The organism is Candidatus Dorea massiliensis AP6, assembly GCF_964245105.1.
Classification (GTDB): Bacteria; Bacillota; Clostridia; order Lachnospirales; family Lachnospiraceae; genus Laedolimicola; species Laedolimicola intestinihominis.
In genome coordinates, this window is the sequence record NZ_CAXTKW010000004.1 from 234848 (window position 1) to 260757 (window position 25910).

The following is a 25910-nucleotide window of genomic DNA, read 5'->3' on the forward strand; positions in this document are numbered from 1 at the left end:
ATCTAAAGTAACAAGTTAAGTTTTTCCACCTTATTCAGGAAGACCGGCTTTCGTGCCTCTGGCACGGAGGCCGGTCTTCCCTATTCCAGGTTGTTCCCATCAGGCCACAGTGTTGCCGTCTTTGTGAAATTACAGCTTGAAAATTTCTGGAAAATGTGGTATCTTATTAAACATATGTTATCATACGTAAGTATTGACGCGTCAATACTTTAAGAGTGTAAAGCGAAAAAGCGAGGAAAACATGAGTCAGGCAGAGACGATATTAGAAATCAAAGATTTATGCGTGGAATTCCAGACTGTTGAGGGTACCGTACATGCGGTCGACCATCTGAATTATACCTTACATAAAGGCGAAAAGCTGGGCATCGTAGGGGAGAGCGGAAGCGGCAAGAGCGTATCCTCTCTCGGTATGATGCAGCTGATCCCGAACCCGCCCGGACGGATTACCGGAGGAGAGATTCTTTATCATGGAAAGGATCTGGTGAAAGCATCGGAGAAAGAAATGCAGAAGATCCGTGGAAATGAGATTTCCATGATTTTCCAGGAACCTATGACTTCCTTAAATCCGATTATCAAATGCGGAAAGCAGATCGCGGAATCCCTGCGGCTTCACCGTGGCATGAAGAAAAAAGAGGCCATGGAAGAGGCAGTGCGGATGATGCGGGCGGTGGGCATTGCGAACCCGGAGGTCCGGGCCCATGAATATCCCCATCAGATGTCCGGCGGTATGCGTCAGCGTGTCATGATTGCCATGGCTCTGGCCTGTCAGCCTCAGATTTTGATTGCGGATGAGCCTACGACAGCACTGGATGTGACCATTCAGGCCCAGATTCTCGACCTGATCCGGGAGCTGAACGAGAGCATGGGAACCTCCGTCGTCTTCATTACCCATGACCTGGGCGTAGTCAGCGAGCTGTGCGATACGGTGATTGTCATGTATACCGGCCACATCGTAGAGCAGGCGCCGGTGAAGGAGCTCTTTGAAAGTCCGAAGCATCCGTATACCAAGGGACTTCTGAACGCCATCCCGAAGATTACCAGAGAACGGAATCCCCTGGAGACCATCGAGGGCATGGTGCCGAACCCCACCGAGCGTATTGAGGGCTGCAGTTTTTCTCCCAGATGTCCCTATGCCACCGACCAGTGCCGGAAAGCGGAGCCGCCCATGGCGGAGCTATCCGATGGACGCCTGGTGCGCTGCTGGCAGTACGCGAAAGAGAACGAGGAGGCTTAAATCAGGATGGAAAATCAGAATAACGTATTGATGGAAGCCGACCATGTGAAGGTATATTTTAAAGGAAAAGACAAAAAATCAGGTACGGTCAAGGCTGTGGACGATGTGAGCTTTCAGATCATGCGGGGCGAGACCTTCGGCGTGGTAGGCGAGAGTGGCTGCGGCAAGAGTACTCTGGGACGTTCCCTGGTGCGGCTTTTGAAGCCCACGGACGGTCACATTTACCTGGATGGCACGGATATCGCGGGCTTAAAGGGAAAAGAGCTTAAAAATATGCGGAAAAAGGCCCAGATCATTTTCCAGGATCCGTCGGCCTGCCTGAATCCCCGAAGAACCGTAAAGCAGATACTCATGGAGCCTTTTGAAATTCACGGCCTGAAGGGACAGATGGATGTGGATGCCCGCATCGAGGAACTGATGCATCTGGTAGGCCTGGATACCTATCATCTGAGCCGTTACCCCCATGAGCTTTCCGGAGGCCAGAAACAGCGAATCGGAATTGCGAGAGCCCTGGCTCTGGAACCGGATATTATCATCTGCGACGAGGCGGTGTCCGCTCTGGATGTGTCCGTACAGGCTCAGGTGTTGAATCTGCTACAGGAATTAAAAGAAAAGTTAGGACTGACTTACTTCTTCATTTCCCATAACCTGAATGTGGTCTATCAGGTCAGCGACCGGGTAGGCGTCATGTATCTGGGGAAAATGGTGGAGATCGCGAATTACGATCAGTTATATGAGAAGCGTTATCATCCCTACACGGAGGCTCTGCTGTCGGCCATTCCCCAGGTGGGGGAGGGTAGCGTTAAGCGCATCCATCTGGAGGGAGAGGTTCCAAGCCCCTCCAATCCGCCGACAGGCTGCCGGTTCCATACCCGGTGTCCTAAGGCGTGTGACCGGTGTAAGACAGAGGTTCCCGAGCTTCGGGAGGTGGAGGCAGGACACTATGTAGCCTGTCACCTGTATGATGGTCTGGAGAAAAAATAATGGAGACAACGCCCATCCGGGCGTCTCAATAGAGTTTAAAAGGAGGCAATATTATGAAGAAGAAGTTTTTAGCTCTGGCACTGAGCCTGACCATGGTTCTCGGCCTGGCAGCCTGCGGCGGTGGAAGCGACAACGCGTCTTCTGACGGAAGCAGCGCGGCGTCAGGAGATTCCGGCTCCAGTACCGTAGTGGTAGCCATGGGTTCCGGTTTTTCTACCCTGGATCCGGGCTATGTCTATGAGAAATATCCGCCCATGATCGTAAACGCATGCTACGAGACCCTGTTCAAATTCTACAGCAACGACGGCGCTCCCGAACCCTGTCTGGCTGACACCTACGAGTTCTCTGAGGACGGCCTGACCCTGACTGTGACCCTGAAGGACGGCATTACCTTCGCAAGCGGCAACCCCATGACCTCTGCGGATGTGGCCTTCAGCATCAACCGCTGCAAGAACCTGCAGGGCAACCCGGCCTTCATCGCGGATACCATCGACAGCATCGAGACTCCCGATGAGAAGACCATCGTTTTCCGTCTGAATCAGCAGGACAGCGCCATCCTTTCCAAGCTGACCTACAGCTCTCTGTCTGTACTGGACAGTGCCGTTGTAAAGGAGAATGGTGGAACTGACGCTGAGGACGCGGCTACCACCGATACCGCACAGTCCTACTTGGATACCACCAGCGCAGGCTCCGGTATGTATGTGATGACCAGCTATACTCCGGACGAGGAAGTGGTTCTGGAGAAGAACCCGAACTACTGGGGCAAGGCAACCAACGTAGATAAATACATCATCAAGATCCAACCGGATTCCAACACCCAGATGATGACTCTGTCCAGCGGTGATATCGATGTGGCCATGAACATGACTGACGATACCATGGAAGAGCTGCAGGGCGCTGACGGTATCGAGATCATCAATGGCGCTACCAAGACCGTAGGCTTTGTGATGATGAACATGAATGAGACCTATAGCGGTCCCATGGCAAATCCGAAGGTACAGCAGGCAGTCCGCAAGGCTCTGGACTACACCGGAATCCAGACCATCTGCGGCGAGGGTACGCTGACGCCCTATGACATCATTCAGGTGGGCTTCATGGGAAGCAAGGGTGAGAGAGCGGCGGATTACACCAACGTGGAAGAGGCAAAGGCTCTGCTGGCTGAGGCTGGTTACGCAGACGGCTTCGATGTAGACATGACCGTATGCGATCTGGATATGGAGGGCGTACTCCTGTCTGACCTGGCCCAGAAGGTAAAGGACGATCTGGCACAGATCGGTATCAATGTAAATATCGTAGCGCAGCCCTGGGCAGCAGGCTACGGCGACGCTTACCGTGACGGAACCCTGGGCTTTACTGTAATGTATTGGGGAACCGATTACAACGACCCGAACGTACAGCTGGAGTTCCTGCCGGGCGGAGTGGTAGGACTTCGTGCAGGCTGGACGGCTGATATGAATCAGGAGCTGGCAGACATGTATCAGGAGACCATGGCGGCCACCGACAACGACGCACGTATCGCGGTTCTGGAGAAGATTCAGGACGCCATGTACGAGGACGGTCCGTTCGTTATGATCGCACAGGCACCGGCACATATCGCTTACAACACCAGACTGAGCGGCGTAGGTATTTCCGATCCTTACGCGCTTGATCTGACACTGATTAACATTCAGTAAGCTTCAGAAATACAGGACAGCTCTTGCGGACGGAGGGGATTTCTCTTCCGTCCGAAAGCCGTTTTTTCGGAAGCGGCGATTCCGAAGGCAGATATTGTCGTGAACGGCTGACGCACTCTGGACAGAGTGGAACGGCAGCGCTGACGAAAGTACCTGTCCTCCGTGGGAAATGGAAACGGGGCCGTGAGCGGAGCACGGCGGAAATAAGAAAAACGAGGTGGAATATGGAACGTCTGAAATTTATAGGAAAGAGACTGATTTATCTGGTCGTTATGCTCTTCGGCGTGGCCACCCTGGTATTTATTCTGACGAAAATGATACCGGGCGACCCGACCGTGGCGAACTTAAGCCAGAGAGCCTTAAATGATCCCGAGGTTGTAGCAGCCTATCGGGCCAAATACGGACTGGATCAGCCGGTCTTTGTACAGTATATCCTGTACATCAAAAATCTGCTGCATCTGGATCTGGGTACGTCTATCCGTACCAATAAGCCGGTGCTGGATGAGCTGGCCAGATGCTATCCGGCGACCATTGAGCTGGCTTTATTTGCGATTATTCTGGCGGCGGTCTTAGGTATCCTGTTCGGCGTCATTTCCGCCATGAAACGAAACAGTATTCTCGATCAGGCGGTGCGCGCCCTGTCCGTGACCGGCGTCAGCATCCCCAGCTTCTGGTTCGCCCTGTTAGTGCTGTATTTCTTCTATTATAAATTACATATTTTCCCGGGACCGGGCCGTTTAAGCAACAGCTTTTCCGCTCCGGCCACAGTGACGGGTATGTATGTCATTGACAGCCTCATCGAGGGAAATCCGGCCAAGGCGCTGGACGCCCTGCAGCATCTGATTCTGCCGGGACTGGTGCTGGCGGCCTTTACCATGGGCCTGATTACCAGAACGACCCGGTCGAACCTGCTGGATGTCATGTCCACTGATTATATCCGTACGGCCAGAGCCAAGGGCTTAAGCCGTGTGGGACTGATTGTACGCCATGCCCTGGGCAATGCGCTGATTCCGGTGCTGACCGTTATCGGCCTGGGTCTGGGAAATCTCTTAGGCGGCATGGTACTGGTGGAGACCATCTTTAACTGGCCCGGCGTGGGACAGTTTGCCTATGAGTCGGTGCTTTCCGTGGATTATCCGTCCATCATCGGAGTGGCACTTCTGATAGCTTTGAATTACATGGTGATCAATACGGTCGTGGATATTCTCTATGGCGTCATTGACCCGAGAGTGAGGTGCAACGGATGATTCGTTCAATCAAAAAAATGTTCAAATCCAACTATTTATTTACTCTGGGCGTTGTCATCTGTCTGGCCTGGATCCTGCTGGCGATTCTGGCGCCGGTTATTGCGCCCTATGACCCCATTGCCCAGGATCTGACCCTGCGTCTGCAGGCGCCGTCGGCGGAGCATCTCTTCGGTACGGACAACTTTGGCCGGGATATCTTCAGCCGCGTGATTTACGGCGGCCGGTATTCCCTGCTGGCAGGCTGCCTGACGGTGGTGATCGCGGGCGTCATCGGTACCTTTTACGGAGCCATCGCAGGCTACGTGGGCGGCTGGGTGGACAATGTAATGATGCGTCTCTCGGAGATGATTCTGTCTTTCCCGTCCCTGATTCTGGCCATGATCATCAACGCTGTGATGGGTTCCAACCTGTTCAACACCATGTTCGCTCTGGTCATCGTGGCCTGGCCCACCTACGCCAGACTCATGCGGAGCGTTGTCTTAAGCGTCAAGGAAAATGAATATGTGACCGCTTCCGAGGCGCTGGGCGCGTCCCGGCTCCGGATTCTGTTGAAAGAAGTTATCCCGAACAGTATCAGCTCCGTATTGATTATGGCGACCACCGATATCGGAAATCAGATCCTGATGTTCTCGACCTTAAGCTTCTTAGGCCTTGGCTCCGCGCCGCCTACGCCCGAGTGGGGCATGATGGTGTCCGACGGTGTGGGCTACTTCAATAAATTCTGGGTGGCAGGCTTCCCGGGACTGGCGATCTTTACCATGGCCGTGGGCGCGAACTTCATCGGCGACGGTCTGCGGGATCTGCTGGATCCGAAGCTGAGAAAGCAGTTTTAAATGGCAAGAGAGGAGACGGAAGTTATGTTAAAAGAGAACAGAGTAAAACGTGTGCTGGATGCGTTAAAGGAAATGGGCTTAAGTCAGATGCTGATCGTGGATCCCATGTCCATCTACTATCTGACCGGCGTATACATCGCGCCCTTCGAGCGTTTCTACGCCCTGTACCTGCGGGCGGACGGAAAGCATGTGTATTTCCTGAACAAGCTGTTCACCGTACCGGAAGAGGTGGGTGTGGAGAAGGTCTGGTATGACGATACGGATCCGGCAGCCGAGATTGTGGCGAAGTATCTGGATCACGATCAGACACTGGGCGTGGATAAGGATCTGACTGCTCGTTTTCTGCTTCCTTTGATGGAGATGAAAGCGGCCACAGGTTTTGTCAATGCGTCTCTGGCGGTGGACAAGACCCGCGGCGTCAAGGATGCCGAGGAGCAGGAACTGATGCGCGTCTCTTCTGATATCAATGATAAAGCCATTGCGAAGTTTAAGACCCTGATTCATGAGGGCGTCACCGAGAAAGAGGTGGCTGAGCAGACACTGAAAATCTATCAGGATCTGGGAGCCGACGGCTTTTCCTTCGAGCCCCTGGTGGCTTTTGGAGCAAATGCGGCGGATCCCCATCACGCGCCGGACGACACTGTGGTGAAGCCGGGCGACTGCGTGCTCTTCGACGTAGGCTGCATCAAGGATGGCTATTGCTCTGACATGACCCGTACCTTCTACTACAAGGAGGCCAGCGAGCAGCATCAGCTTGTATACAATACGGTGCGCCGGGCCAACGAGGCCGCTATCGCAAAAATCAAGCCGGGTATTCCGCTCTGCGAGCTGGACAAAACAGCCCGGGATCTGATCACCGAAGCGGGCTACGGACCCTATTTCACCCATCGTCTGGGTCATTTCATCGGCCTTGGGGAGCATGAGTTTGGCGATGTATCGTCCGTGAATACGGACAAGGCCGTTCCGGGCATGATTTTCTCCATCGAGCCGGGTATCTACCTGACCGGTGACACCGGCGTCCGGGTGGAGGATCTGGTGCTGGTGACCGAGGAGGGCTGCGAGGTGCTGAACCATTATCCGAAGGAACTGGAGATCATCGGTTAAGGAGAAATTAAAATGAATCCGATTGCTGTTTTATATATGAAAAACGGAAAAAAGATTGTGATAGAGCTGCTGCCCGAGGCAGCGCCCAACACAGTGAACAGCTTTATTTACGTGGCCTCCCGCGGTCTCATGGATCACCACGCAATCCAGCGCATCGTCCCGGGTAGCTGGATCGATGTGAGCTATACTGCCTTCGGCAAAAAGGAAGCCCAGTATCTGATTCCCAACGAATTTGAGCTTCACCCGGAGATCACACCCCTGGATTCCCATCCGGGCGCAGTCTGCATGGGCGGCTATGGCGCGGACGGCCTGGCCTCCTGCGAGTTCTTCTTCCCCCTGCGGGACTGCCCCGACCATAAGGGCGTCTATCCGGTCTTTGGCCGCGTCCTGGAAGGCATGGACGAAATCTACCGCCTGGAAAAGGTAAAAACCGTCCCCGTAGACTTTCCCATTCCCGGCGTGGAAGTGAACGAGCCCGTAGAACCGGAAATCATCGACCACGTAGAACTGGACCTCCACGGCCAGATCTACCCGGAGCCGATCCGCATGAAAGTGCAGAACCTGCCGCCCTGCTGGAAATAAAAAGGAATACAGAAGAAACGGCGATACAGAGCGAGAGCTTTGGATCGCCGTTTTTGCATATGCAATTGGACATATATGGAATAATGAACGTCGTAGACTTGGAAATAGGAGTTTAAGAATCTATTAAAATCCAGACAAAGGAAGAAAACTATGTTAGAATAAATATGATTTGCTGAAACAGACATCTATCGGGGAGGCGAAGACTTGACAAACATACTTCTGGTCGAGGACGACCGGGTGATTATCGAGAACTTGAGCGCGGTGCTGAAGGCGGAGGGCTTTCAGGTGCGTGCGGAAGCGGGGCAGAGGGAGGCTCTGGAAGCGCTTCAGGAGGAAAAGTTTGATTTGCTGCTGCTGGACGTGTCCCTGCAGAATGGAAATGGGTTCGCGGTGTGCTCGGCGGTGAAGGCCGAGTCGGATACGCCGGTGATCTTTCTGACGGCTTCAGGGGACGAGTTCAGTGTGGTGACGGGACTTGATCTGGGAGCGGAGGATTATATCAGGAAGCCCTTCCGGCCAAGAGAGCTGATTTCACGGATTCGGAGCGTGCTGCGCCGGTGTGGGAAAACCCAGTCGATTGTGGAAATTGGGGACCTGAGGGTGGATACGGTGCGGGCATCGGTGACAAAGGGCGGCGCAGACTGCTGCCTGTCGGCGCTGGAGTACCGGCTGCTGTTATTCTTTCTGAACCATAAGGGAATGGTACTGACCAGGGGACAGCTTCTGGAGGAAATCTGGGACGCCGCCGGGGAGTTTGTGAATGACAATACACTGACCGTATATATCAAAAGATTGCGAGAAAAGATAGAGACGGATCCGCAGAATCCGACGATTATCCGGACAGTGAGAGGGATCGGGTACAAGCTGGAGTAAAAAACAAATTTGGCTGTTGATTTTAGAGCAAAAGAGATTGAAAGCAGAAAGTGTGGGAGGAATCCATGCGATATCTACGAGACAAAGAATTCAGAATGAGCGTACTTATATCGGCCTGCGTCGCTGCCATCACGGCAGCGGCAGGCTTTTTCCTTATACGCCAGCAGGCTGCTATGGCCGGATTCCTGCTGGCGGTTCTTGGCTGTGTACTGGTCATTGCTCTGTGGCTCGCCTTCACCCTGTGCCGCTACCACCGTCTGGAAAAGCTGGCCGCGGACACGGATCGGATGCTTCACGGAGAGCGGGATCTGAATTTTACCCGGTATCGGGAGGGAGAACTTGAGATTCTGGCCAATGAGCTGTCGAAGCTGCTGAATCGTCTGAGCGAGCAGGCCGATCATTTACAGGCGGAAAAGGTATACTTAAGCGATTCCCTGGCGGACATCTCCCATCAGCTGCGGACGCCCCTGACCTCCCTGAACCTGGTGCTGGCCCGCCTGGGCCAGGAGACCGACCCGCAGGAGCGTCGCAAGCTCCTCTACGAGGCCGGACAGCTCCAGGGCCGCATCAGCTGGCTGGTGGAGGCTTTGCTTAAAATCTCCCGTATTGACGCGGGTACCGCGGTCTTTGTACAGGAACAGGTAGAGGTACAGAAACTCATGGATAGCGTGCTGGAGCCCTTCGCCATCCCCATGGAACTGCGGGAGCAGCAGGTGAAGCTGGACATTCCGGCAGAGACCGCATTTACCGGGGACTTCTCCTGGAGCTGTGAGGCGGTCAGCAATATTGTAAAAAACTGTATGGAGCATGCGGGCGAGGGCGGCGTCCTGACGCTGTGCGCTCAGGAAAATAGCCTCTACACCGAGCTGGTCATCGAGGATAACGGTCCGGGCATCGCTCCGGAGGATTTGCCGCATCTCTTTGAGCGGTTTTATAAAGGAAAGTGTTCCTTCGGCTCCGGCATCGGCATTGGACTGGCCCTGTCGCGCATGATCATCAAACAGCAGAACGGCTCCATCAGGGGCGAGAACCGGGCGGAGGGCGGGGCCCGGTTTACGATTCGCTTCTATAAAGGTATTGTATAAAGTGACAAATCTGTCACCGGAAAGTCACGCTCCCGTCATCCGCACCCTGTATACTGAACCCATAAAACGGGAAACCGGCCGTCCGGGAGTGCTTCACGAACCACAGAAAGCCCCGCCGCGCCCATTTCTCAAGAGGAGGCAGACATGGAAGTCTTAAAAGCAGAACATCTCACCAAAGTATACGGCTCCGGCGAAAACGAAGTGCGGGCCCTGGACGACGTATCCTTCTATATCCAGCGTGGCGAATTCGTGGCCATCATCGGCCCTTCCGGATCCGGCAAATCTACCCTGCTCCACATCCTGGGCGGCGTGGACCGGCCCACCTCGGGCAGAGTCTACCTGGACGGCATTGACGTCTACGGTCAGAACGAGGAGCAGCTGGCCATTTTCCGGCGGCGGGAGGTAGGCCTGATTTACCAGTTCTATAACCTGATTCCGGTCCTGAACGTGGTGGAAAATATGACCCTGCCAGTGCAGATGGATGGCCGAAAGGTGGGAGAGGAGCGCCTGCGGGAACTCCTGAAACTCTTAAACCTGGAAGATCGGAAGAATCATCTGCCTAACCAGCTCTCCGGCGGCCAGCAGCAGCGGGTATCCATCGGAAGAGCCCTGATGAACGCCCCGGCCATCGTGCTGGCCGACGAGCCCACAGGTAACCTGGATTCCAGGAACAGTCAGGAAATCATGGAGCTCTTAAAGCTCTCCAACAAAAAGTACAGCCAGACCCTGGTTATGATCACCCACGACGAAAATCTGGCCCTCCAGGCAGATCGCATCATCGCCATCGAGGATGGCCGTATTGCCAGAGACGAGGTGATCCGTCGATGAAGAACGCATTTACCAGACTGACGGCGAAAACCCTGAAGGCTAACCGGACCCGGACCATGGTTACGATCATCGGAATCCTGCTGGCTACCGCCATGTTGACGGCTGTCACTACCTTTATTTCCAGCCTGCAGCACTATATGCTGGAAAATGTGATTGCGGAAAACGGAGACTGGCACGGGGAAGCCATGCAGATTCCGGAGAAAAAGGTGGAAGAGCTGGCCGGAATGAAAGAAGTCACCATGCAGGTCACCTGGCAGGAACTGGGCTACGCTCTGAACGGGATAAAGCCGTCTTATCATAATAGTTCGGCGCTGCCCTATTACTATGTGGTCGGAATCGACGCGGATTTTGAGAAACAGATGCCTATCCGGGTGACGGAAGGACGACTGCCGGAAAATGACCAGGAGCTGATTCTGTCAGATCAGGCAAGATGGGCGCTGGAACAGAATGGAACACCGGTGGCGGTAGGCGATACCCTGTCTCTGGATCTGGGAGAGCGCCTGTTAAACGGCGAACGGTTGGGAGCTGAGAACCCGGTTATATACAGGGATGAGGAAAATCCGGATGTGGACGCGAGAAAAGAAGAGCTTCAGATCCGGGAACCCAGGGAGTACACCGTAGTGGGCTACATGGAGGAGCCGTATTACGGATGGCACAGCGCCGGTTTCCTGTGCTTTACCCGGAAAGATACGTCTCCGGTGTCGGATTGCCTCTATACCAGCTTTTTTAAGCTGAAAAAGGGCAGGGACATTTATGAGTTTACCGATGCGTATCTGAACGATTACAGCGTTACCTATAACAGCGAGCTTCTTCGGACACAGGGAATCTCTGCGAATCGCGCGTTTATGCGTCTGCTTTACGGCATGTCCGTGATCCTGATTCTTCTGATTATGACGGGAGGCGTATCCCTGGTGTATAATTCCTTCGCCATCTCGGTCAGCGACCGGACAAAGCAGTTTGGTCTGCTGGCGTCCATCGGCGCGACGCCCCGGCAGCTGCGGAGCATGGTATACCGGGAAGCGCTGATTTTAAGCAGCATCGGAATTCCTTTCGGCATCCTGTCTGGCATTGCGGGAATTGGCGTGGCCCTTTCCCTTACCTCCGGATCCTTTCGATATATTTATGAGGGAGAGATTCCCATGCGGGTTTACGCGTCCTGGCCGGCTCTTCTGACTGCGGCGTTGACGGCCCTTGTGACCGTATTGATTTCCGCCTGGATTCCGGCCAGACGGGCAGCGAAGATTCCGCCCATGGAAGCCATTCGGCTTTCCCGGGATATCCGGATTTCCGGACGGGAACAAAAAAGAACCCGCAAAACAGACCGCTTCAGTCAGAAGCTGTTCGGGCTGCCCGCAGGTCTGGCGAACCGGTATTTTTCCAGGGCGAAGAAGCAGTACCGGGCGACGGTGCTGTCCCTGTTTATCAGCATCGTGCTCTTTGTGTCGGCCAGTTCCTATTCCACCTATCTGAAAAAGAGTCTGTTCGATGCGAAGGCGGTGCCGGAATATGACGTGTCGGTCTACGGCGTGCATGATCCAAAGCTTCGGCAGGAAATCGCGTCTGTGGACGGCGTGGAGCAGGCCCTGTATGTGCAGGAATGTTATCCGGATATTCTCTTGAAGCCGGAGCAGATGGATGAAAGCGCCAGGAAAGAGCTCTGGGAAATGGAGAAAGATGAGAACGGCTATTTTCGCCTGGACGGAGAACTGCTTGTGCTTTCCGATGAAGACTATGAGAAATGGCTGCTTTCCGCAGGGCTCGCGGTGCCGGAGGAAAAGGACGGACAGATACCGCTGATCATTGGAAATGAGGTCCGGGCCTATCATTCTGCCACAGGCCGTTATCAGACTGTAAAAACCCTGAAATCTGCCGGGGAACCGGTGACGGTTGCTTTTACCGATTATACCGCATGGCAGGAGGCCCAGGAAGAAGCGGACGGAGGTCAGGTGGATCAGGAGCCTTATCAGATTTCTGTCACAGGCTATGCGGCAAAACTGGTAGAAAGCGGCCCCATGAACCTCTTTGCCGGTGATATGGGACTGGGCATGGTAGTGTCAAAAAGCCAGCTTGCATCGATACTCGGAGAAAAACTGGAAAGCTGTCTGCCCCGGGGCTGTGTGTATCTGAAGGCTGCGAACCATCAGAAGGTGGCGGAGGAGCTGAATAAACTGATAGAAACGGTAGATACGGTAGATACGGAAGAGTATCTCTATGTAAATGACGCGGCCCAGGAGCTTCGCGGCATGAAGAGCATGCTGATGACTGTCGATATCTTTGCCTATGGCTTCATCGCCCTCATCTCCCTGATTGCGGCGGCCAATGTGTTCAACACCATTTCCACGGGCTTTCTGCTGCGCCGGAGGGAGTTCGCGGTGCTGTCCTCCGTAGGCATGACGCCAAAGGAAATGAACCGGATGCTCAGCTACGAATGTGTCCTTTACGGACTGAAAGCGCTGCTTTACGGCCTGCCGGTGTCCCTTCTGGTGACCTGGGTCATCTACCGGGTGGTGGGATCCGGTATGGATACGGAATTCTATGTACCGGCGGCAAGTATCGTGGTTGTGATAGCCAGCGTATTTCTGGTGGTATTTTCCACCATGCTGTATGCGAAAAGCAAGCTCCGGAAAGCCAATATCATCGACAGTATCCGGCAGGAAAGCCTGTAAGGAAATGTCAGATCATAAGTTTTTTAGAAAAGTTTATGGAATCTTCATTGATTCTTCCGGCGTAAAATGCTATTCTTCTTAACATGGAAACGCCGAATGAGAGAGTTTGGCTCTGCGGCTGCGAAGCATGCGTAAGGAGCTGCCGGTGGCAGGTCCTGAAGAAGGACATGCTTCCGCCGCATTTTATTATGACAGGAGATAGCGATGAAAGAAGTCAAGAACAACAAGAAACCATTTATTTTTTATTACACCATCGTGATAGTCATCATGATTCTGTTAAATATGTTTGTCTTCCCGAGGGTTTTGAGCCCTACGGTGAAAGAAGTAGGCTACGACACCTTCCTGACCATGTTGGATAAGAAAGAAATCAAGCAGGTTCAGGTGGAGGATAATCAGATCATCTTTTCCGACAATGCGGATCCGGTAAACTACTATAAGACCGGCGTCTTCAATGACCCGGATCTGGTGAACCGTCTCCAGGACGCGGGCGTAGAATTCGGTACGGAGATCGTGGAGGAGGCCTCCCCCTGGATGTCCCTTCTGGTCTCCATGGTGCCTTTTATCATCATGATTGTCATCGGCCAGATGCTGATGAAGAACCTGAACAAGAAAATGGGCGGCATGATGGGCGGCAACGCCATGACCTTCGGCAAGAGCAACGCCAAGATTTACGTGGAGTCCACCACCGGCATCAAATTCTCCGATGTGGCGGGCGAGGATGAGGCCAAGGAGATTCTGACCGAGATTGTAGACTTTCTGCACAATCCGGCTAAATATACGGAGATCGGCGCGACCATGCCGAAGGGCGCACTGCTTGTAGGCCCTCCGGGAACCGGTAAAACGTTGCTTGCAAAGGCGGTAGCAGGCGAGGCCAACGTGCCTTTCTTCTCTATTTCCGGTTCAGAATTCGTCGAGATGTTTGTGGGTATGGGCGCGGCCAAGGTTCGGGATTTGTTTCAGCAGGCCAATGAGAAGGCTCCCTGTATCGTTTTCATCGACGAGATTGATACCATCGGTAAGAAGCGTGACGGCGGCGGTATGGGCGGCAACGACGAGCGGGAGCAGACCCTGAACCAGCTGCTGACCGAGATGGACGGCTTTGATGGCCGGAAAGGCGTTATGATTCTGGCGGCGACGAACCGTCCGGATTCCCTGGATCCGGCCCTGCTTCGTCCGGGCCGGTTCGACCGACGGGTTCCGGTAGAACTGCCTGATCTAAAGGGCCGCGAGGATATCCTGAAGGTTCACGCCAAAAAGGTTCATATGAGCGAAAGCGTGGATTTCAATGCCATTGCCCGGGCGGCAGCAGGCGCTTCTGGCGCGGAGCTGGCCAATATCATCAACGAGGCGGCTCTGCGCGCGGTACGCCAGAACCGGAAATTTGTGACCCAGAGTGATCTGGAGGAGAGTGTGGAGGTGGTCATCGCAGGCTACCAGAAGAAGAACAAGGTACTCTCCGATAAGGAGAAGCTGGTTGTCTCCTATCATGAGGTGGGACACGCCCTGGTGGCGGCACTTCAGACCCATTCCGCCCCGGTTCACAAGATTACCATTATCCCCCGTACTTCGGGCGCGCTCGGTTACACCATGCAGGTGGAATCCGGCGAGCATAACCTAATGACGAAAGAAGAAATCGAGAACAAGATTGCCACCTTTACCGGCGGCCGGGTGGCCGAGGAGCTGGTATTCCATTCCATCACCACCGGCGCGTCCAACGATATCGAGCAGGCTACGAAGCTGGCGAGAGCCATGATTACCCGTTTTGGTATGAATGACGAGTTCGATATGGTGGCCATGGAGACTGTCAGCAACCAGTATCTGGGCGGTGACACTTCCCTGGCATGCTCACCGGAGACTGCGACATTGATAGATAAAAAGGTGGTAGAAGTCGTGAAGGCCGAGCATGAGAAGGCCAGAAAGCTCCTGAGTGAGAATATGCCGAAGCTCCATGAGATCGCCAAATTCCTGTACGAGAAGGAGACCATCACCGGCGAAGAATTCATGGAAATCCTGAACCGCAAAGAGAAAGAACCGGCAGTAGCTGAATAAAAACTATATAATAGGAAGAAATAGGAACAAGAAACATAAAGCAGACGTTCGAACAGAAAAATAAGTGGTGTTCGAACGCCTGTTTTGTGTTATAATAAAAAAAGACTAGAAAAACAGGGAGCATAACAGGACATTATGGCACGAGGCAGAAGAGGAAAAGGAAAAAATCAGGCGAAGAGGTTCCTGCTGGCGGTGATCGCCCTGGTACTGGCGGCAGTCTATCCGGTGCAGGAGCAACTGACAAAGGAGACGGGCGGAGCGGGCGTTTCAGATGGATCCACCCTGGAGGTGCATTATCTGGACATCGGACAGGGCGATTGTACCCTGATCCGACAGGGCAGCCACGCTATGCTTATTGACGCAGGCAACAACAGCAAAGGAACCCAGGTACAGGCATACCTGGAAAATCAGGGAATCGATCATCTGGACTATGTTATCGGAACCCATCCGGACGCGGATCACATCGGCGGCCTGGATGTGATTATTTACAAGTTCGACTGCGATGAGGTGTGGATGCCCGATTACAGCAAGGATACCCGGACCTACGACGATGTGATTCAGGCAGTGAAGGCCAAAGATTACCAGATTACCCACCCGAAAGCGGGAGACGAATATGCGTTGGGCGAGGCCCGGGTGACAGTGGTATGTCCGGTAAAAGACAGCTACGGCAGTAACGCCAATGATTATTCCATCGGTGTGCGGGTGCAGTTCGGTGAGAACAGCTTTTTATTTACAGGGGACGCCGAGGAGCATTCCGAGGAAGACATGACAGCCAGCGGGGAGAATCTGAATGCGGACGTTTACAAAGCAGCCCATCATGGCAGCCGTACCGCCAATACGGAGGACTTTTTAAAAGCCGTCGATCCGCAGTATGTGGTCTTCAGCTGCGGTGAGGGGAACACCTACGGACACCCCCATGCGGAGGTTTTAAACCGTCTCCGGGAAATGGGAATTCAGATTTTTCGGACGGATGATCAGGGTACTATAGTGGCCGTGTCAGACGGACAAACGCTCGCGTTTAACGCATCCCCGTCGGATAACTGGACGCCGGGAGAACCGAAAGGAAAGTAGAGGAAGAGGCAATGGAACAGATAGAAGATAAGAAACAATTCGCGGTGCTGATCGATTCAGATAATATCAGCGCAAAGTACGCGGCAAGCATTTTTAATGAGATTGAGAACTACGGATACGCGTCCTTCCGGCGGATTTACGGCAACTGGTCCGGTAAGTCCAATGGGTGGAAGGAGCAGGTGCTTCTGGAGAATTCCATCACGCCGGTCCAGCAGTTTTCCTATACCACAGGCAAAAACTCCACCGACATGGCCATGGTCATCGACGCCATGGATATCCTGTATTCGGGCAAGGTGGACGGCTTCTGCCTGGTGACCAGCGACAGTGATTTTACCCGTCTGGCCATGCGCCTTCGGGAGGAAAATATGTACGTCATCGGTATGGGGGAATCCAAGACGCCCATGGCCCTGACCAAGGCCTGCAATAAATTTATTCACCTGAATCTCATCAATAAGCAAGTGGGCGACGTGGAGACAATGTCCGCCATAAGCGGACAAAAGAAGGGAAGCAAGGCGGCAGAGGAGGAGCATACCAGTGCGGTGACGCCTCTTTCACAGATTGAGGACGCTATGATCTCCATCATCAACGACAATGAGAACAAGGGCAAAATTACGTATCTGGGCGAGCTGGGCAGCCGTCTGAACGATCGGTTTACGGATTTTGACGTACGTAATTACGGTTACACGAAACTGATGGTATTCCTGAAAGATACCTGCCCGAGGCTGTTTCTCTATCAGCTGGATTCGGCCTGGGCGGTGGGCCTGAACGATCAGTTAGACCGGGAAAAGCTGGAACAGGAGATTCGGGTATTCATTCAGAAAAACGGCGGGCAGGTGGACAATCTGTCCCTGATTTACGAGGAGATTCACAAGAAGCACAGTTCCTTTGATATCAAGGATTATGGTTACAGCCGCCTGTCCAGCTTCCTGCGCAGCATCCGTTCTCTTTCGGTCAGCGGCAACAGCGTCAGTATCCGGGAGAAAAAATAGCGGCAAATATCCGGAAAATAAAACAGCTGGAAAAAGCGCTTGACAAAATGAATTTTGCGGGGGTAAGATAGATGGCAAGTAATTAGCGGGTGACCGTAGGATTACGGAGGATATCAAAAGGAGGAAACTATTATGAAAAAGGTATTAAGCTTAGTTCTGGCTGGTTCCATGGTCCTTTCCCTCGCAGCATGCGGCGGATCCAAGGATACCGCAAGCACAACAGACAGCTCCGCAGCTTCTTCTGCTGAGGCGTCAGGAAGCGACACATTTAAGATCGGCGCTACCGGCCCGATTACCGGCGGCGCTGCTATCTACGGAAATGCTGTAAAGAACGGTATTCAGATCGCAGTTGACGAGATCAACGAGGCAGGCGGAATCAACGGATATCAGATCGACTATAACTTCCAGGATGACGAGCATGACGCAGAGAAGGCTGTCAACGCTTACAACAACCTGAAAGACTGGGGCATGCAGGTTCTCATCGGAACCACCACCAGTGCTCCGTGTATCGCAGTTGTTGAGAAGACTCATGCAGACAACATGTTCCAGATTACACCGTCCGGAACAGCAGTAGAGTGCGTACAGTATGACAACGCATATCGTATGTGCTTCTCTGACCCGACACAGGGTACCGAGTCCGCAAAGTACATCGGCGAGAACGGAATGGCACAGAAGGTAGCTGTTATCTACGACAGCTCTGACGTATATTCCACAGGTATCTATGAGGCGTTCGCTGCAGAGGCAGAGAACCAGCCGTTCGATATTGTATCTGTAGAGGCTTTTACAGCTGACGCGAAGACAGACTTCTCCGTACAGGTTCAGAAGTCCAAGGACGCAGGTGCAGACCTGCTGTTCATGCCGTTCTACTACACAGAGGCTTCTCTGGTACTGGCAGAGTGCAACAAGCAGGGCTATGAGCCGACCTTCTTCGGCTGCGACGGTATGGACGGAATCCTGGGCGTGGAGAACTTCGACACCGCTCTGGCAGAGGGTCTGACTTTCCTGGCTCCGTTCGTAGCAAAGTCTGAGGATGAGCAGGTACAGAGCTTCGTATCCAAGTACGAGGCAGCTTACAGCGAGACTCCGAACCAGTTCGCGGCAGACGCTTATGACTGCGTATACGTAGTAAAGGCTGCTATCGAGGCAGCAGGCGCTACACCGGATATGAGCGTATCCGATCTGTGCGACGCGATGAAAGAGGCTATGGCTTCCGTATCCTACAGCGGTATCACCGGCAAGGATATCACCTGGGGCGAGGATGGCGAGCCGAACAAGGCTCCGCTGGTAGTTAAGGTTGTAGACGGAGAGTACACAGAACTGTAAGCTCAGGCAAAGATTCACAGACGCTGTTCCGCAAGGCGTTTTACTGTGAACGCAGTGAACAGGAAAACAACCCAACGAGGGGATTCTTCACAGGGATCCTCTCGTTTTCGCTTTTTCTGTCTGAGGTCAGAAAAGGCAGCCGACACGCAAAAGTTTTTGGAAATACGCCGTGTTAGCACAATAAAGTGTTGTATGAGCAGATCTTCTATGCTATAATAGAACGCAAAACTCGTCAACAGACAAAAAGAAGAGGTGTTATGTATGATAGGATTCATATCCTACCTGGTGAATGGAATCAGTCTGGGAAGCGTATACGCGCTGATCGCGCTGGGCTACACTATGGTATATGGAATTGCGAAGATGCTGAACTTCGCGCATGGAGATGTAATTATGATCGGCGCTTACGTGGCGTTTACCGCAATCAGCGGTATGGGAATGCCGCCGGTAGTGGGCGTCCTGCTTTCCGTTGTGGCATGTACAGTCCTGGGCGTTCTGATTGAGCGGATTGCCTATAAGCCACTGAGAAAGGCTTCCAAGCTGGCCGTGCTGATTACCGCCATCGGTGTCAGCTACTTCCTGCAGAACGTAGCACTTCTGATTTACGGAGCAAATACCAAGTCCTTCACTTCGGTCGTGACCATCCCGGCTCTGAAGCTGATGGACGGCAAGCTGGTGATCTCCGGCGAAACCATTGTGACTGTAGTGGCCTGCCTGATCATCATGGCCGGACTGATGACCTTTATGAAATATTCCAAATCCGGCCGCGCCATGCTGGCCGTATCCGAGGACAGCGGCGCAGCCCAGCTCATGGGCGTCAATGTCAACGCGACCATTGCCCTGACCTTCGCCATCGGTTCCGCCCTGGCGGCCATAGCGGGCGTACTGATGTGCTCCTCCTATCCGGCCCTGACCCCGTACACCGGCTCCATGCCTGGTATCAAGGCCTTCGTGGCAGCGGTATTCGGCGGTATCGGATCCATTCCGGGAGCCTTCATCGGAGGCATTCTGTTGGGCGTCATCGAGATCTTAAGCAAGGCTTATATTTCTTCCCAGCTGGCAGACGCCATTGTGTTCGCGGTATTGATTATCGTACTGCTTGTGAAGCCTACCGGACTTCTGGGTAAGCAGATTCAGGAGAAAGTGTAGGTGAAGAAGATGAAGAAAATAAACAAACAGCTCCGCAGCAATCTGATTACATATGGAATCGTTGTTGCAGCATATATTATCGTTACCCTTTGTATGCAGGCGGGAATGATTTCCAGTCTTTTACAGGGACTTCTGGTTCCCCTGTGCGTATACGTGATTCTGGCCATCTCCCTGAACCTGACCGTAGGTATCCTGGGAGAGCTGAGTCTGGGACACGCGGGCTTCATGTGCGCCGGAGCCTTTTCCGGAGCGCTGTTTTCCAAGATCACGGCTGACATGATTCACCCGGCGGGGCTTCGGTTCTTCCTGGCACTTCTGGTGGGAACTGTAGTAGCCGCGCTGTTCGGCTTCCTGATCGGTATTCCGGTACTTCGTCTGAAGGGCGACTACCTGGCCATCGTAACCCTGGCCTTCGGCGAGATCATTAAAAATGTGGTCAACGTCGTATTCCTGGGCCGCGACAGCGCAGGCTTCCACGTATCCACCAAGGACAGCATGTCCTTAGGCCTGGAGCCGGGCGGACAGGTGCTCATCAAGGGGCCCCAGGGAATCACCGGAACCCCCAACGATTCCACCTTCCTCATCGGAATCATCCTGATCCTGGTGACCTTATTTATCGTCATCAACCTTATCAATTCCCGTACCGGCCGCGCCATCATGGCCATCCGTGATAACCGCATCGCAGCCGAGTCCGTGGGAATCGACATTACGAAATACAAGCTTCTGGCCTTCAGTGTATCTGCGGCACTGGCAGGAACCGCAGGCGTGCTCTACGCCCACAACCTGTCTACGCTGATTGCGCTGCCGAAGAACTTCGGCTACAACATGTCCATCATGATCCTGGTATTCGTGGTACTGGGCGGCATCGGCAATATCCGCGGCTCTATCATCGCGGCTGTGGTACTGACCCTGCTTCCGGAGCTCCTCCGTTCCCTGAACGACTACCGTATGCTGATTTACGCAGTCGTCCTGATCGCGACTATGATCTTCACATCCAGCCAGGGAGGCCAGGAGATTCAGGAGCGCATTAAGGCGTTTTTCAAACGCGGCAAAAAAGCAGAGGAGGTAAAATAAGATGGCATTACTGGAAGTAAAGAATCTTGGAATCTCCTTTGGCGGACTTCGCGCCGTGGATGATTTCCATATGGAGATAGAACAGGGACAGCTGTACGGTCTCATCGGCCCCAACGGCGCAGGAAAAACCACCGTATTCAATCTGCTGACCGGTGTCTATCAGCCCACCGACGGCTACATCATGCTGGACGGTGAAAATATTACCGGCAAGAAAACCATTGAAATCAACAAGTACGGCATCGCCCGTACCTTCCAGAACATCCGTCTGTTCAACGAACTGACGGTTCTGGACAATGTAAAGGTCGGACTGCACAATCATCACCAATATTCTACCCTGACCGGTATCCTTCGTCTGCCGAAGTACTATAAAGTGGAGAAGGAGATGAATGAGCGGGCCATGGAGCTTCTGAAGGTCTTTGATCTGGATAAAGAGGCTGATTACAAGGCGTCCAACCTGCCCTACGGCAAGCAAAGAAAGCTGGAAATCGCAAGAGCACTGGCCACAGACCCGAAGCTGCTGCTTCTGGATGAACCGGCAGCCGGTATGAACCCCAACGAGACATTGGAACTGATGAAGACCATCCGCTTCGTGCGGGATAAATTCCATATGACGATTCTTCTGATTGAGCACGACATGAAGCTAGTATCCGGTATCTGTGAGAAGCTGACCGTCCTGAACTTCGGTCAGGTACTGACAGAGGGACCGACAGCAGAAGTGCTGAAAGATCCGAAGGTAATCACAGCTTACCTTGGAGAATAGGAGGAATCGAATTATGGCAATGCTGGAAGTAAAAGATATACAGGTATATTATGGCATGATACAGGCCATCAAGGGAATCTCCTTCGAGGTAAACGAGGGTGAAGTCATCGCACTGATCGGAGCCAACGGCGCAGGAAAAACCACCACCCTGCAGACCATCACCGGCCTGATCGCCCCGAAACACGGCGAGATCCTCTTTGAGGGACAGAATATTACCAAAGTCCCTGCCCACAAAATTGTATCCATGGGAATGGCCCATGTCCCGGAAGGACGCCGCGTTTTTGCGCAGCTGAGCGTCTTAGATAACTTGAAGCTAGGCGCGTTTACCCGGAAAGATAAAGAAGAGATCGAGGAAACCCTGCTTCGTGTATACAAGCGTTTTCCCAGACTGGAAGAGCGTAAGAATCAGATGGCAGGAACCCTGTCCGGCGGTGAGCAGCAGATGCTGGCCATGGGCCGCGCCCTTATGTCCCACCCGAAGATCATCCTGATGGATGAGCCTTCCATGGGTCTGTCCCCCATCTTCGTAAACGAGATCTTTGACATCATCCGTGAAGTTAGCGAAGGCGGCACCACCGTTCTCCTGGTAGAGCAGAACGCCAAAAAAGCCCTCTCCATCGCCGACCGTGGCTATGTCCTCGAAACCGGCAATATCGTCCTGGAAGGCGACGCCAAGATGCTCCTGGACAACGACCAGGTGAAGAAGGCATACCTGGGCGAGTAATTTTATAACTAAAAAATCCCGTGTGGCGAATGCCACACGGGATTTTTGCTTATAAATTTATTTCGCCTGCTCCAGCGCCAGAGTCTTAGTCGTAGCGTCGCAAACCTCAGTCGGTCCGTAGTACTGGATAGCACCCGGATAAACAAAGCAGGTTTCAAGAGCCCACTGCTCACGATGAGCCTCGAAGAACTTGAACGGAGCGCCGTCAAGCTCAACCAGAGCCTTCTTAATAACCGGCTTATCTTCGCCGTGTCTTCTCTCGATGTTCATCATCTTGGTAATTGGCATACCGCCTGCAACCCACTCATTAGCCGGCTTGGACAGATTGGAAACCTTGGAAAGGTATCCGTTGTAGCCATACTGAATCAGCATGAATGCGTTGTAACCCAGAGAGTAGCAGTAATCGGAATCGAAGTTGGACGGGAATGCGCATCTTCCTTCATATCCCAGGAAATGATGCAGGGCGCTGAACTTACCATTGTAGGTGCCTGCAGCCTTTCTCTCAGCCAGCTTTGCCGCAACCATGGAGGAGAACAGCTTCTCAGACTCGATCAGGGAAACCTGAACGTTACCATGCGGGTCGCGCTCCATGAACAGCTGCTGCTGAATTGCCTGCGGCAGGATAGCGAATACAGCCATGGACTCCTTGGTCAGACCCTTCTCAATAAATGCGTACTTCTCAGCCCAGGTAGCCAGAGCGTTGAACTCGTCAGCTTTGCTGCCGGCCAGAAGCTCGTTGATCTCCTGAATCAGAACGGAGAACTCCGGAACAAACTCAACCACACCCTCCGGGATGATAGCTACACCGAAGTTCATGCCCTTTGCTGCTCTCTTCTCTACAGAGTCTGCAATGTAGTCAGCGATCTGGGACAGAGACATCTTCTTCTCAGCGACTTCCTCAGAAATCAGGCAGATGTTCGGCTGGGTCTGCAGTGCGCACTCCAGAGCTACGTGAGAAGCGCTTCTTCCCATAACCTTTACAAAATGCCAGTACTTCTTAGCGGAGTTTGCGTCACGCTCGATGTTACCGATGATCTCGCTGTAGGTCTTGGTAGCAGTATCGAAACCGAAGGAGCACTCGATATCCTCATTCTTCAGGTCGCCGTCGATGGTCTTCGGGCAGCCGATAACCTGTACGCCGGTGTTGTGTGCTGCAAAGTACTCAGCCAGAACTGCTGCATTGGTATTGGAATCGTCGCCGCCGATGATAACAACTGCGGTTACGCCATGCTTCTTGCAAACCTCGGAAACGATAGCGAACTGCTCCTCAGTCTCCAGCTTGGTACGGCCGGAACCGATGATATCGAATCCGCCGGTATTTCTGTATGCGTTAATGAACTCATCGTCGAACTCTACATAATCATCGTTGATCAGTCCGCTGGGGCCGCCCTTGAAACCGTACAGTACGTTCTCCTTGTTGGTAGCCTTCAGTGCGTCGTAGAGACCGCAGATAACGTTGTGTCCGCCCGGAGCCTGTCCGCCGGAAAGGATAACGCCTACTACCTGCTTCTTGGGAGCAGAAGTGTTCTGGCCCTTCTCGAAGGTGATTTCCTTCTCACCGTAGGTGTTCGGGAACAGCGCTTTGATCTTGTCCTGATCCGCTACGCTCTGTGTAGCTTCGCCTTCTTTTACGCAAATATCTGCGATGCCGTTTCTGAGCATGCCCGGAAGCTTCGGAGCGTACTCATATCTGGCTTTCTGTAAAGCTGAAATTTCCATAACAAAAATCTCCTTTATAAAATATTGTAAAACATAGTTCGGTTCGATTTTAATATATTTTCGGAGAAAAGTAAACAAGTACCGGGGAAAAAGTGCAGGATTTTCGAGAGAAATAGAAATATGGGAAAAATTTTATGAATAGTCCTTGCCAGACGGACAAAAGTATGCTATAGTCAGTACTGTCGAAAAACACAAATCGATGAACTCTGGAGAGTCTCAGGTAATGAGCGCCGAAGGTGTAACACAGACGCAGGTTCGGAAAGGAGCTGCAGCTGTCTATCTCTCAGGCAAAAGGACAGGGCTTACATAAGCGTAAATGTTCTAACTCTTTGGAGGGCTGATTGAGAAATCAGCTCTTATTTTTGCGCAAAAATCGGGGAAACTATCGGTGCGCAGCAAAATATATACAAAAGAGAGGGAAAAAACGATGTTGGAATTTGTGAAAGCAGTAAATGAATGGATGTGGGGCTTGATTTTACTCATCATCCTGTGCGGTACGGGAATCTTCTTTACGATCCGCCTGAAGTTTATCCAGGTACGGAAGTTCGGAGAGGGCTGCCGCCTTGTATTTGGTCACTTTAAGTCATCCGGCGGGGAGCGGAAGGAGGGCGAGATGACTCCGTTCCAGTCTCTGGCCACAGCCATAGCGGCTCAGGTAGGTACCGGTAATCTGACCGGCGCGGCTACGGCGCTGATCGCCGGAGGCCCGGGAGCCATCTTCTGGATGTGGATCAGCGCGTTCTTCGGAATGGCTACGATTTACGGCGAGGCGACACTTGCCCAGGAATATAAGACCAAGAAAGACGGAGAAGTGACCGGAGGACCGGTTTACTACATCCATCAGGCATTTAAAGGAACCTTTGGACGGGTGCTGGCCGTGATTTTCGCCATTTTTATTATTCTGGCCCTGGGCTTCATGGGCAATATGGTACAGTCCAACTCTATCGGCGCAGCATTTTCCGGCGTCTTTGAATCCCGGAATATCAATATCCCGCCGGTAGCCATTGGTATCATTCTGGCTGTGATTGCGGCGTTTATCTTCGTGGGCGGCACCACCAGATTGGCGGCAGTGGTGGAGAAAATCGTGCCGTTTATGGCGGGCATCTATATTGTAGGCAGCCTGATTCTGATTGGCATGAACATCACCGCACTTCCGGGCGCGTTCAAAATGATTTTCGTGGGCGCGTTCAATCCGACCGCGGTAGTCGGCGGTGCGGCAGGTATCACCGTGCGGGAAGCCATCCGTTACGGCGTGGCTCGTGGACTTTTCTCCAATGAGGCCGGTATGGGTTCCACGCCCCACGCCCACGCGCGGGCAGCGGCGAAGAATCCCCATGAGCAGGGACTGACAGCTATGATCAGCGTGTTCATTGATACATTTATCGTACTGAACCTGACCGTATTTTCTGTGCTGACCACCGGAGCCATGGATTCCGGCAAAGGCGGTATCGCCCTGACCCAGGAAGCATTTATGAGAGGCTTCGGAAGCTTCGGCGACATTTTCGTAGCGATTTGTCTTCTGTTCTTCGCCTTCTCTACCGTGCTGAGCTGGCATTTCTTCGGACAGATTAACGTGCAGTATCTGTTCGGTAAGAAAGCAGTCAAGGTTTACTCCATCATCGTTGTAGCCTTTATCATCGTAGGTTCCACCCTGAAGGTAGACCTGGTATGGGAGCTGGCTGATTTCTTCAACGGTTTGATGGTTATCCCGAACGCCATGGCGCTTCTGGCCTTGAGCGGCGTGGTTGCGGGAATCAGTAAAAAATACGGAAAAAAATAAAATGAAAAAGTCCACCGTCGGCAGCGAATATATTACGATGCCGGCGGTATTTTTATGCTTTCAGGGCGGAAAAGAGAAATCTTACGCAACGTAGGGTAAAGTTTTTGTAGGAAAAGTTAATAGAAAAAAGAAAGAAAGCACCGGGATCCTGTGTTAGGATTGAAGT

General features: G+C 52.9%; 21 protein-coding genes and 1 riboswitch. Of the genes, 20 read left to right on the plus strand and 1 reads right to left on the minus strand.

The features are described 5' to 3' along the window. Positions 1 to 241: 241 nt before the first annotated feature. The 19 genes from ACESZP_RS06180 to ACESZP_RS06270 all read left to right on the plus strand — a co-directional run bounded on the left by ACESZP_RS06180 (position 242) and on the right by ACESZP_RS06270 (position 22245). Positions 242 to 1234: an ABC transporter ATP-binding protein gene (locus tag ACESZP_RS06180; protein ID WP_499708378.1), complete on the plus strand. Its 993-nt coding sequence runs from the start codon at positions 242 to 244 to the stop codon at positions 1232 to 1234. Positions 1235 to 1240: 6 nt separating this feature from the next. Further along, entirely contained in the window at positions 1241 to 2218 is a 978-nt protein-coding gene (locus ACESZP_RS06185; protein WP_158363116.1) for an ABC transporter ATP-binding protein, read from the plus strand. Positions 2219 to 2271: 53 nt separating this feature from the next. Continuing rightward, the gene (locus ACESZP_RS06190; protein WP_499708379.1) at positions 2272 to 3891 is read left to right on the plus strand and encodes an ABC transporter substrate-binding protein; all 1620 of its coding nucleotides are present in this window, start codon (positions 2272 to 2274) and stop codon (positions 3889 to 3891) included. A gap of 224 nt (positions 3892 to 4115) precedes the next feature. Further along, positions 4116 to 5138, plus strand: coding sequence for an ABC transporter permease (locus ACESZP_RS06195; RefSeq protein WP_178038206.1), 1023 nt, complete (start codon positions 4116 to 4118; stop codon positions 5136 to 5138). Next, positions 5135 to 5971, plus strand: coding sequence for an ABC transporter permease (locus tag ACESZP_RS06200; RefSeq protein WP_178038207.1), 837 nt, complete (start codon positions 5135 to 5137; stop codon positions 5969 to 5971). The genes ACESZP_RS06195 and ACESZP_RS06200 overlap by 4 nt, the downstream gene beginning before the upstream one ends. Positions 5972 to 5995: 24 nt before the next feature. Continuing rightward, positions 5996 to 7075: a M24 family metallopeptidase gene (locus ACESZP_RS06205; RefSeq protein WP_499708381.1), complete on the plus strand. Its 1080-nt coding sequence runs from the start codon at positions 5996 to 5998 to the stop codon at positions 7073 to 7075. A 12-nt stretch (positions 7076 to 7087) separates the two neighbouring features. Further along, the gene (locus tag ACESZP_RS06210; RefSeq protein ID WP_499708382.1) at positions 7088 to 7657 is read left to right on the plus strand and encodes a peptidylprolyl isomerase; all 570 of its coding nucleotides are present in this window, start codon (positions 7088 to 7090) and stop codon (positions 7655 to 7657) included. Positions 7658 to 7861: 204 nt separating this feature from the next. Further along, on the plus strand, positions 7862 to 8530 hold the full coding sequence (locus tag ACESZP_RS06215) for a response regulator transcription factor (protein ID WP_499708384.1): 669 nt from the start codon (positions 7862 to 7864) through the stop codon (positions 8528 to 8530). Between the two features lie 95 nt (positions 8531 to 8625). Next, positions 8626 to 9615 (plus strand): sensor histidine kinase, encoded by a 990-nt coding sequence (locus tag ACESZP_RS06220; RefSeq protein ID WP_499708385.1) that lies wholly within the window; start codon positions 8626 to 8628, stop codon positions 9613 to 9615. 144 nt (positions 9616 to 9759) lie between these two features. Continuing rightward, positions 9760 to 10443, plus strand: a complete 684-nt coding sequence (locus ACESZP_RS06225; protein WP_499708386.1) for an ABC transporter ATP-binding protein — start codon at positions 9760 to 9762, stop codon at positions 10441 to 10443. Continuing rightward, the gene (locus tag ACESZP_RS06230; protein ID WP_499708388.1) at positions 10440 to 13109 is read left to right on the plus strand and encodes an ABC transporter permease; all 2670 of its coding nucleotides are present in this window, start codon (positions 10440 to 10442) and stop codon (positions 13107 to 13109) included. The genes ACESZP_RS06225 and ACESZP_RS06230 overlap by 4 nt, the downstream gene beginning before the upstream one ends. A 204-nt stretch (positions 13110 to 13313) precedes the next feature. Further along, positions 13314 to 15158 (plus strand): ATP-dependent zinc metalloprotease FtsH, encoded by a 1845-nt coding sequence (ftsH, locus tag ACESZP_RS06235; protein WP_499708389.1) that lies wholly within the window; start codon positions 13314 to 13316, stop codon positions 15156 to 15158. Positions 15159 to 15293: 135 nt separating this feature from the next. Then, on the plus strand, positions 15294 to 16229 hold the full coding sequence (locus ACESZP_RS06240; RefSeq protein WP_178038215.1) for an MBL fold metallo-hydrolase: 936 nt from the start codon (positions 15294 to 15296) through the stop codon (positions 16227 to 16229). An 11-nt stretch (positions 16230 to 16240) separates the two neighbouring features. Then, on the plus strand, positions 16241 to 17218 hold the full coding sequence (locus ACESZP_RS06245) for an NYN domain-containing protein (protein ID WP_349163358.1): 978 nt from the start codon (positions 16241 to 16243) through the stop codon (positions 17216 to 17218). Positions 17219 to 17347: 129 nt separating this feature from the next. Then, a complete protein-coding gene (locus ACESZP_RS06250) occupies positions 17348 to 18541 on the plus strand; it encodes an ABC transporter substrate-binding protein (protein ID WP_349163578.1) in 1194 nt (397 codons plus the stop codon). A gap of 264 nt (positions 18542 to 18805) precedes the next feature. Then, positions 18806 to 19687 (plus strand): branched-chain amino acid ABC transporter permease, encoded by an 882-nt coding sequence (locus ACESZP_RS06255; protein ID WP_440321894.1) that lies wholly within the window; start codon positions 18806 to 18808, stop codon positions 19685 to 19687. A 9-nt stretch (positions 19688 to 19696) separates the two neighbouring features. Next, complete coding sequence (locus tag ACESZP_RS06260; protein WP_499708395.1) at positions 19697 to 20761, plus strand: branched-chain amino acid ABC transporter permease; 1065 nt, start codon at positions 19697 to 19699, stop codon at positions 20759 to 20761. A gap of 1 nt (position 20762) precedes the next feature. Then, entirely contained in the window at positions 20763 to 21521 is a 759-nt protein-coding gene (locus tag ACESZP_RS06265) for an ABC transporter ATP-binding protein (protein ID WP_499708391.1), read from the plus strand. A gap of 13 nt (positions 21522 to 21534) precedes the next feature. Further along, complete coding sequence (locus ACESZP_RS06270; RefSeq protein ID WP_499708393.1) at positions 21535 to 22245, plus strand: ABC transporter ATP-binding protein; 711 nt, start codon at positions 21535 to 21537, stop codon at positions 22243 to 22245. Between the two features lie 57 nt (positions 22246 to 22302). Here the strand turns inward: ACESZP_RS06270 and ACESZP_RS06275 are convergent, their stop codons facing one another. After that, on the minus strand, positions 22303 to 23964 hold the full coding sequence (locus ACESZP_RS06275) for a diphosphate--fructose-6-phosphate 1-phosphotransferase (RefSeq protein ID WP_178038218.1): 1662 nt from the start codon (positions 23962 to 23964) through the stop codon (positions 22303 to 22305). Positions 23965 to 24160: 196 nt separating this feature from the next. Further along, positions 24161 to 24273: riboswitch (glycine riboswitch) on the plus strand. 118 nt (positions 24274 to 24391) lie between these two features. Here ACESZP_RS06275 and ACESZP_RS06280 point away from each other — a divergent pair. Then, on the plus strand, positions 24392 to 25744 hold the full coding sequence (locus ACESZP_RS06280; protein WP_178038219.1) for an amino acid carrier protein: 1353 nt from the start codon (positions 24392 to 24394) through the stop codon (positions 25742 to 25744). Positions 25745 to 25910 lie beyond the last annotated feature (166 nt).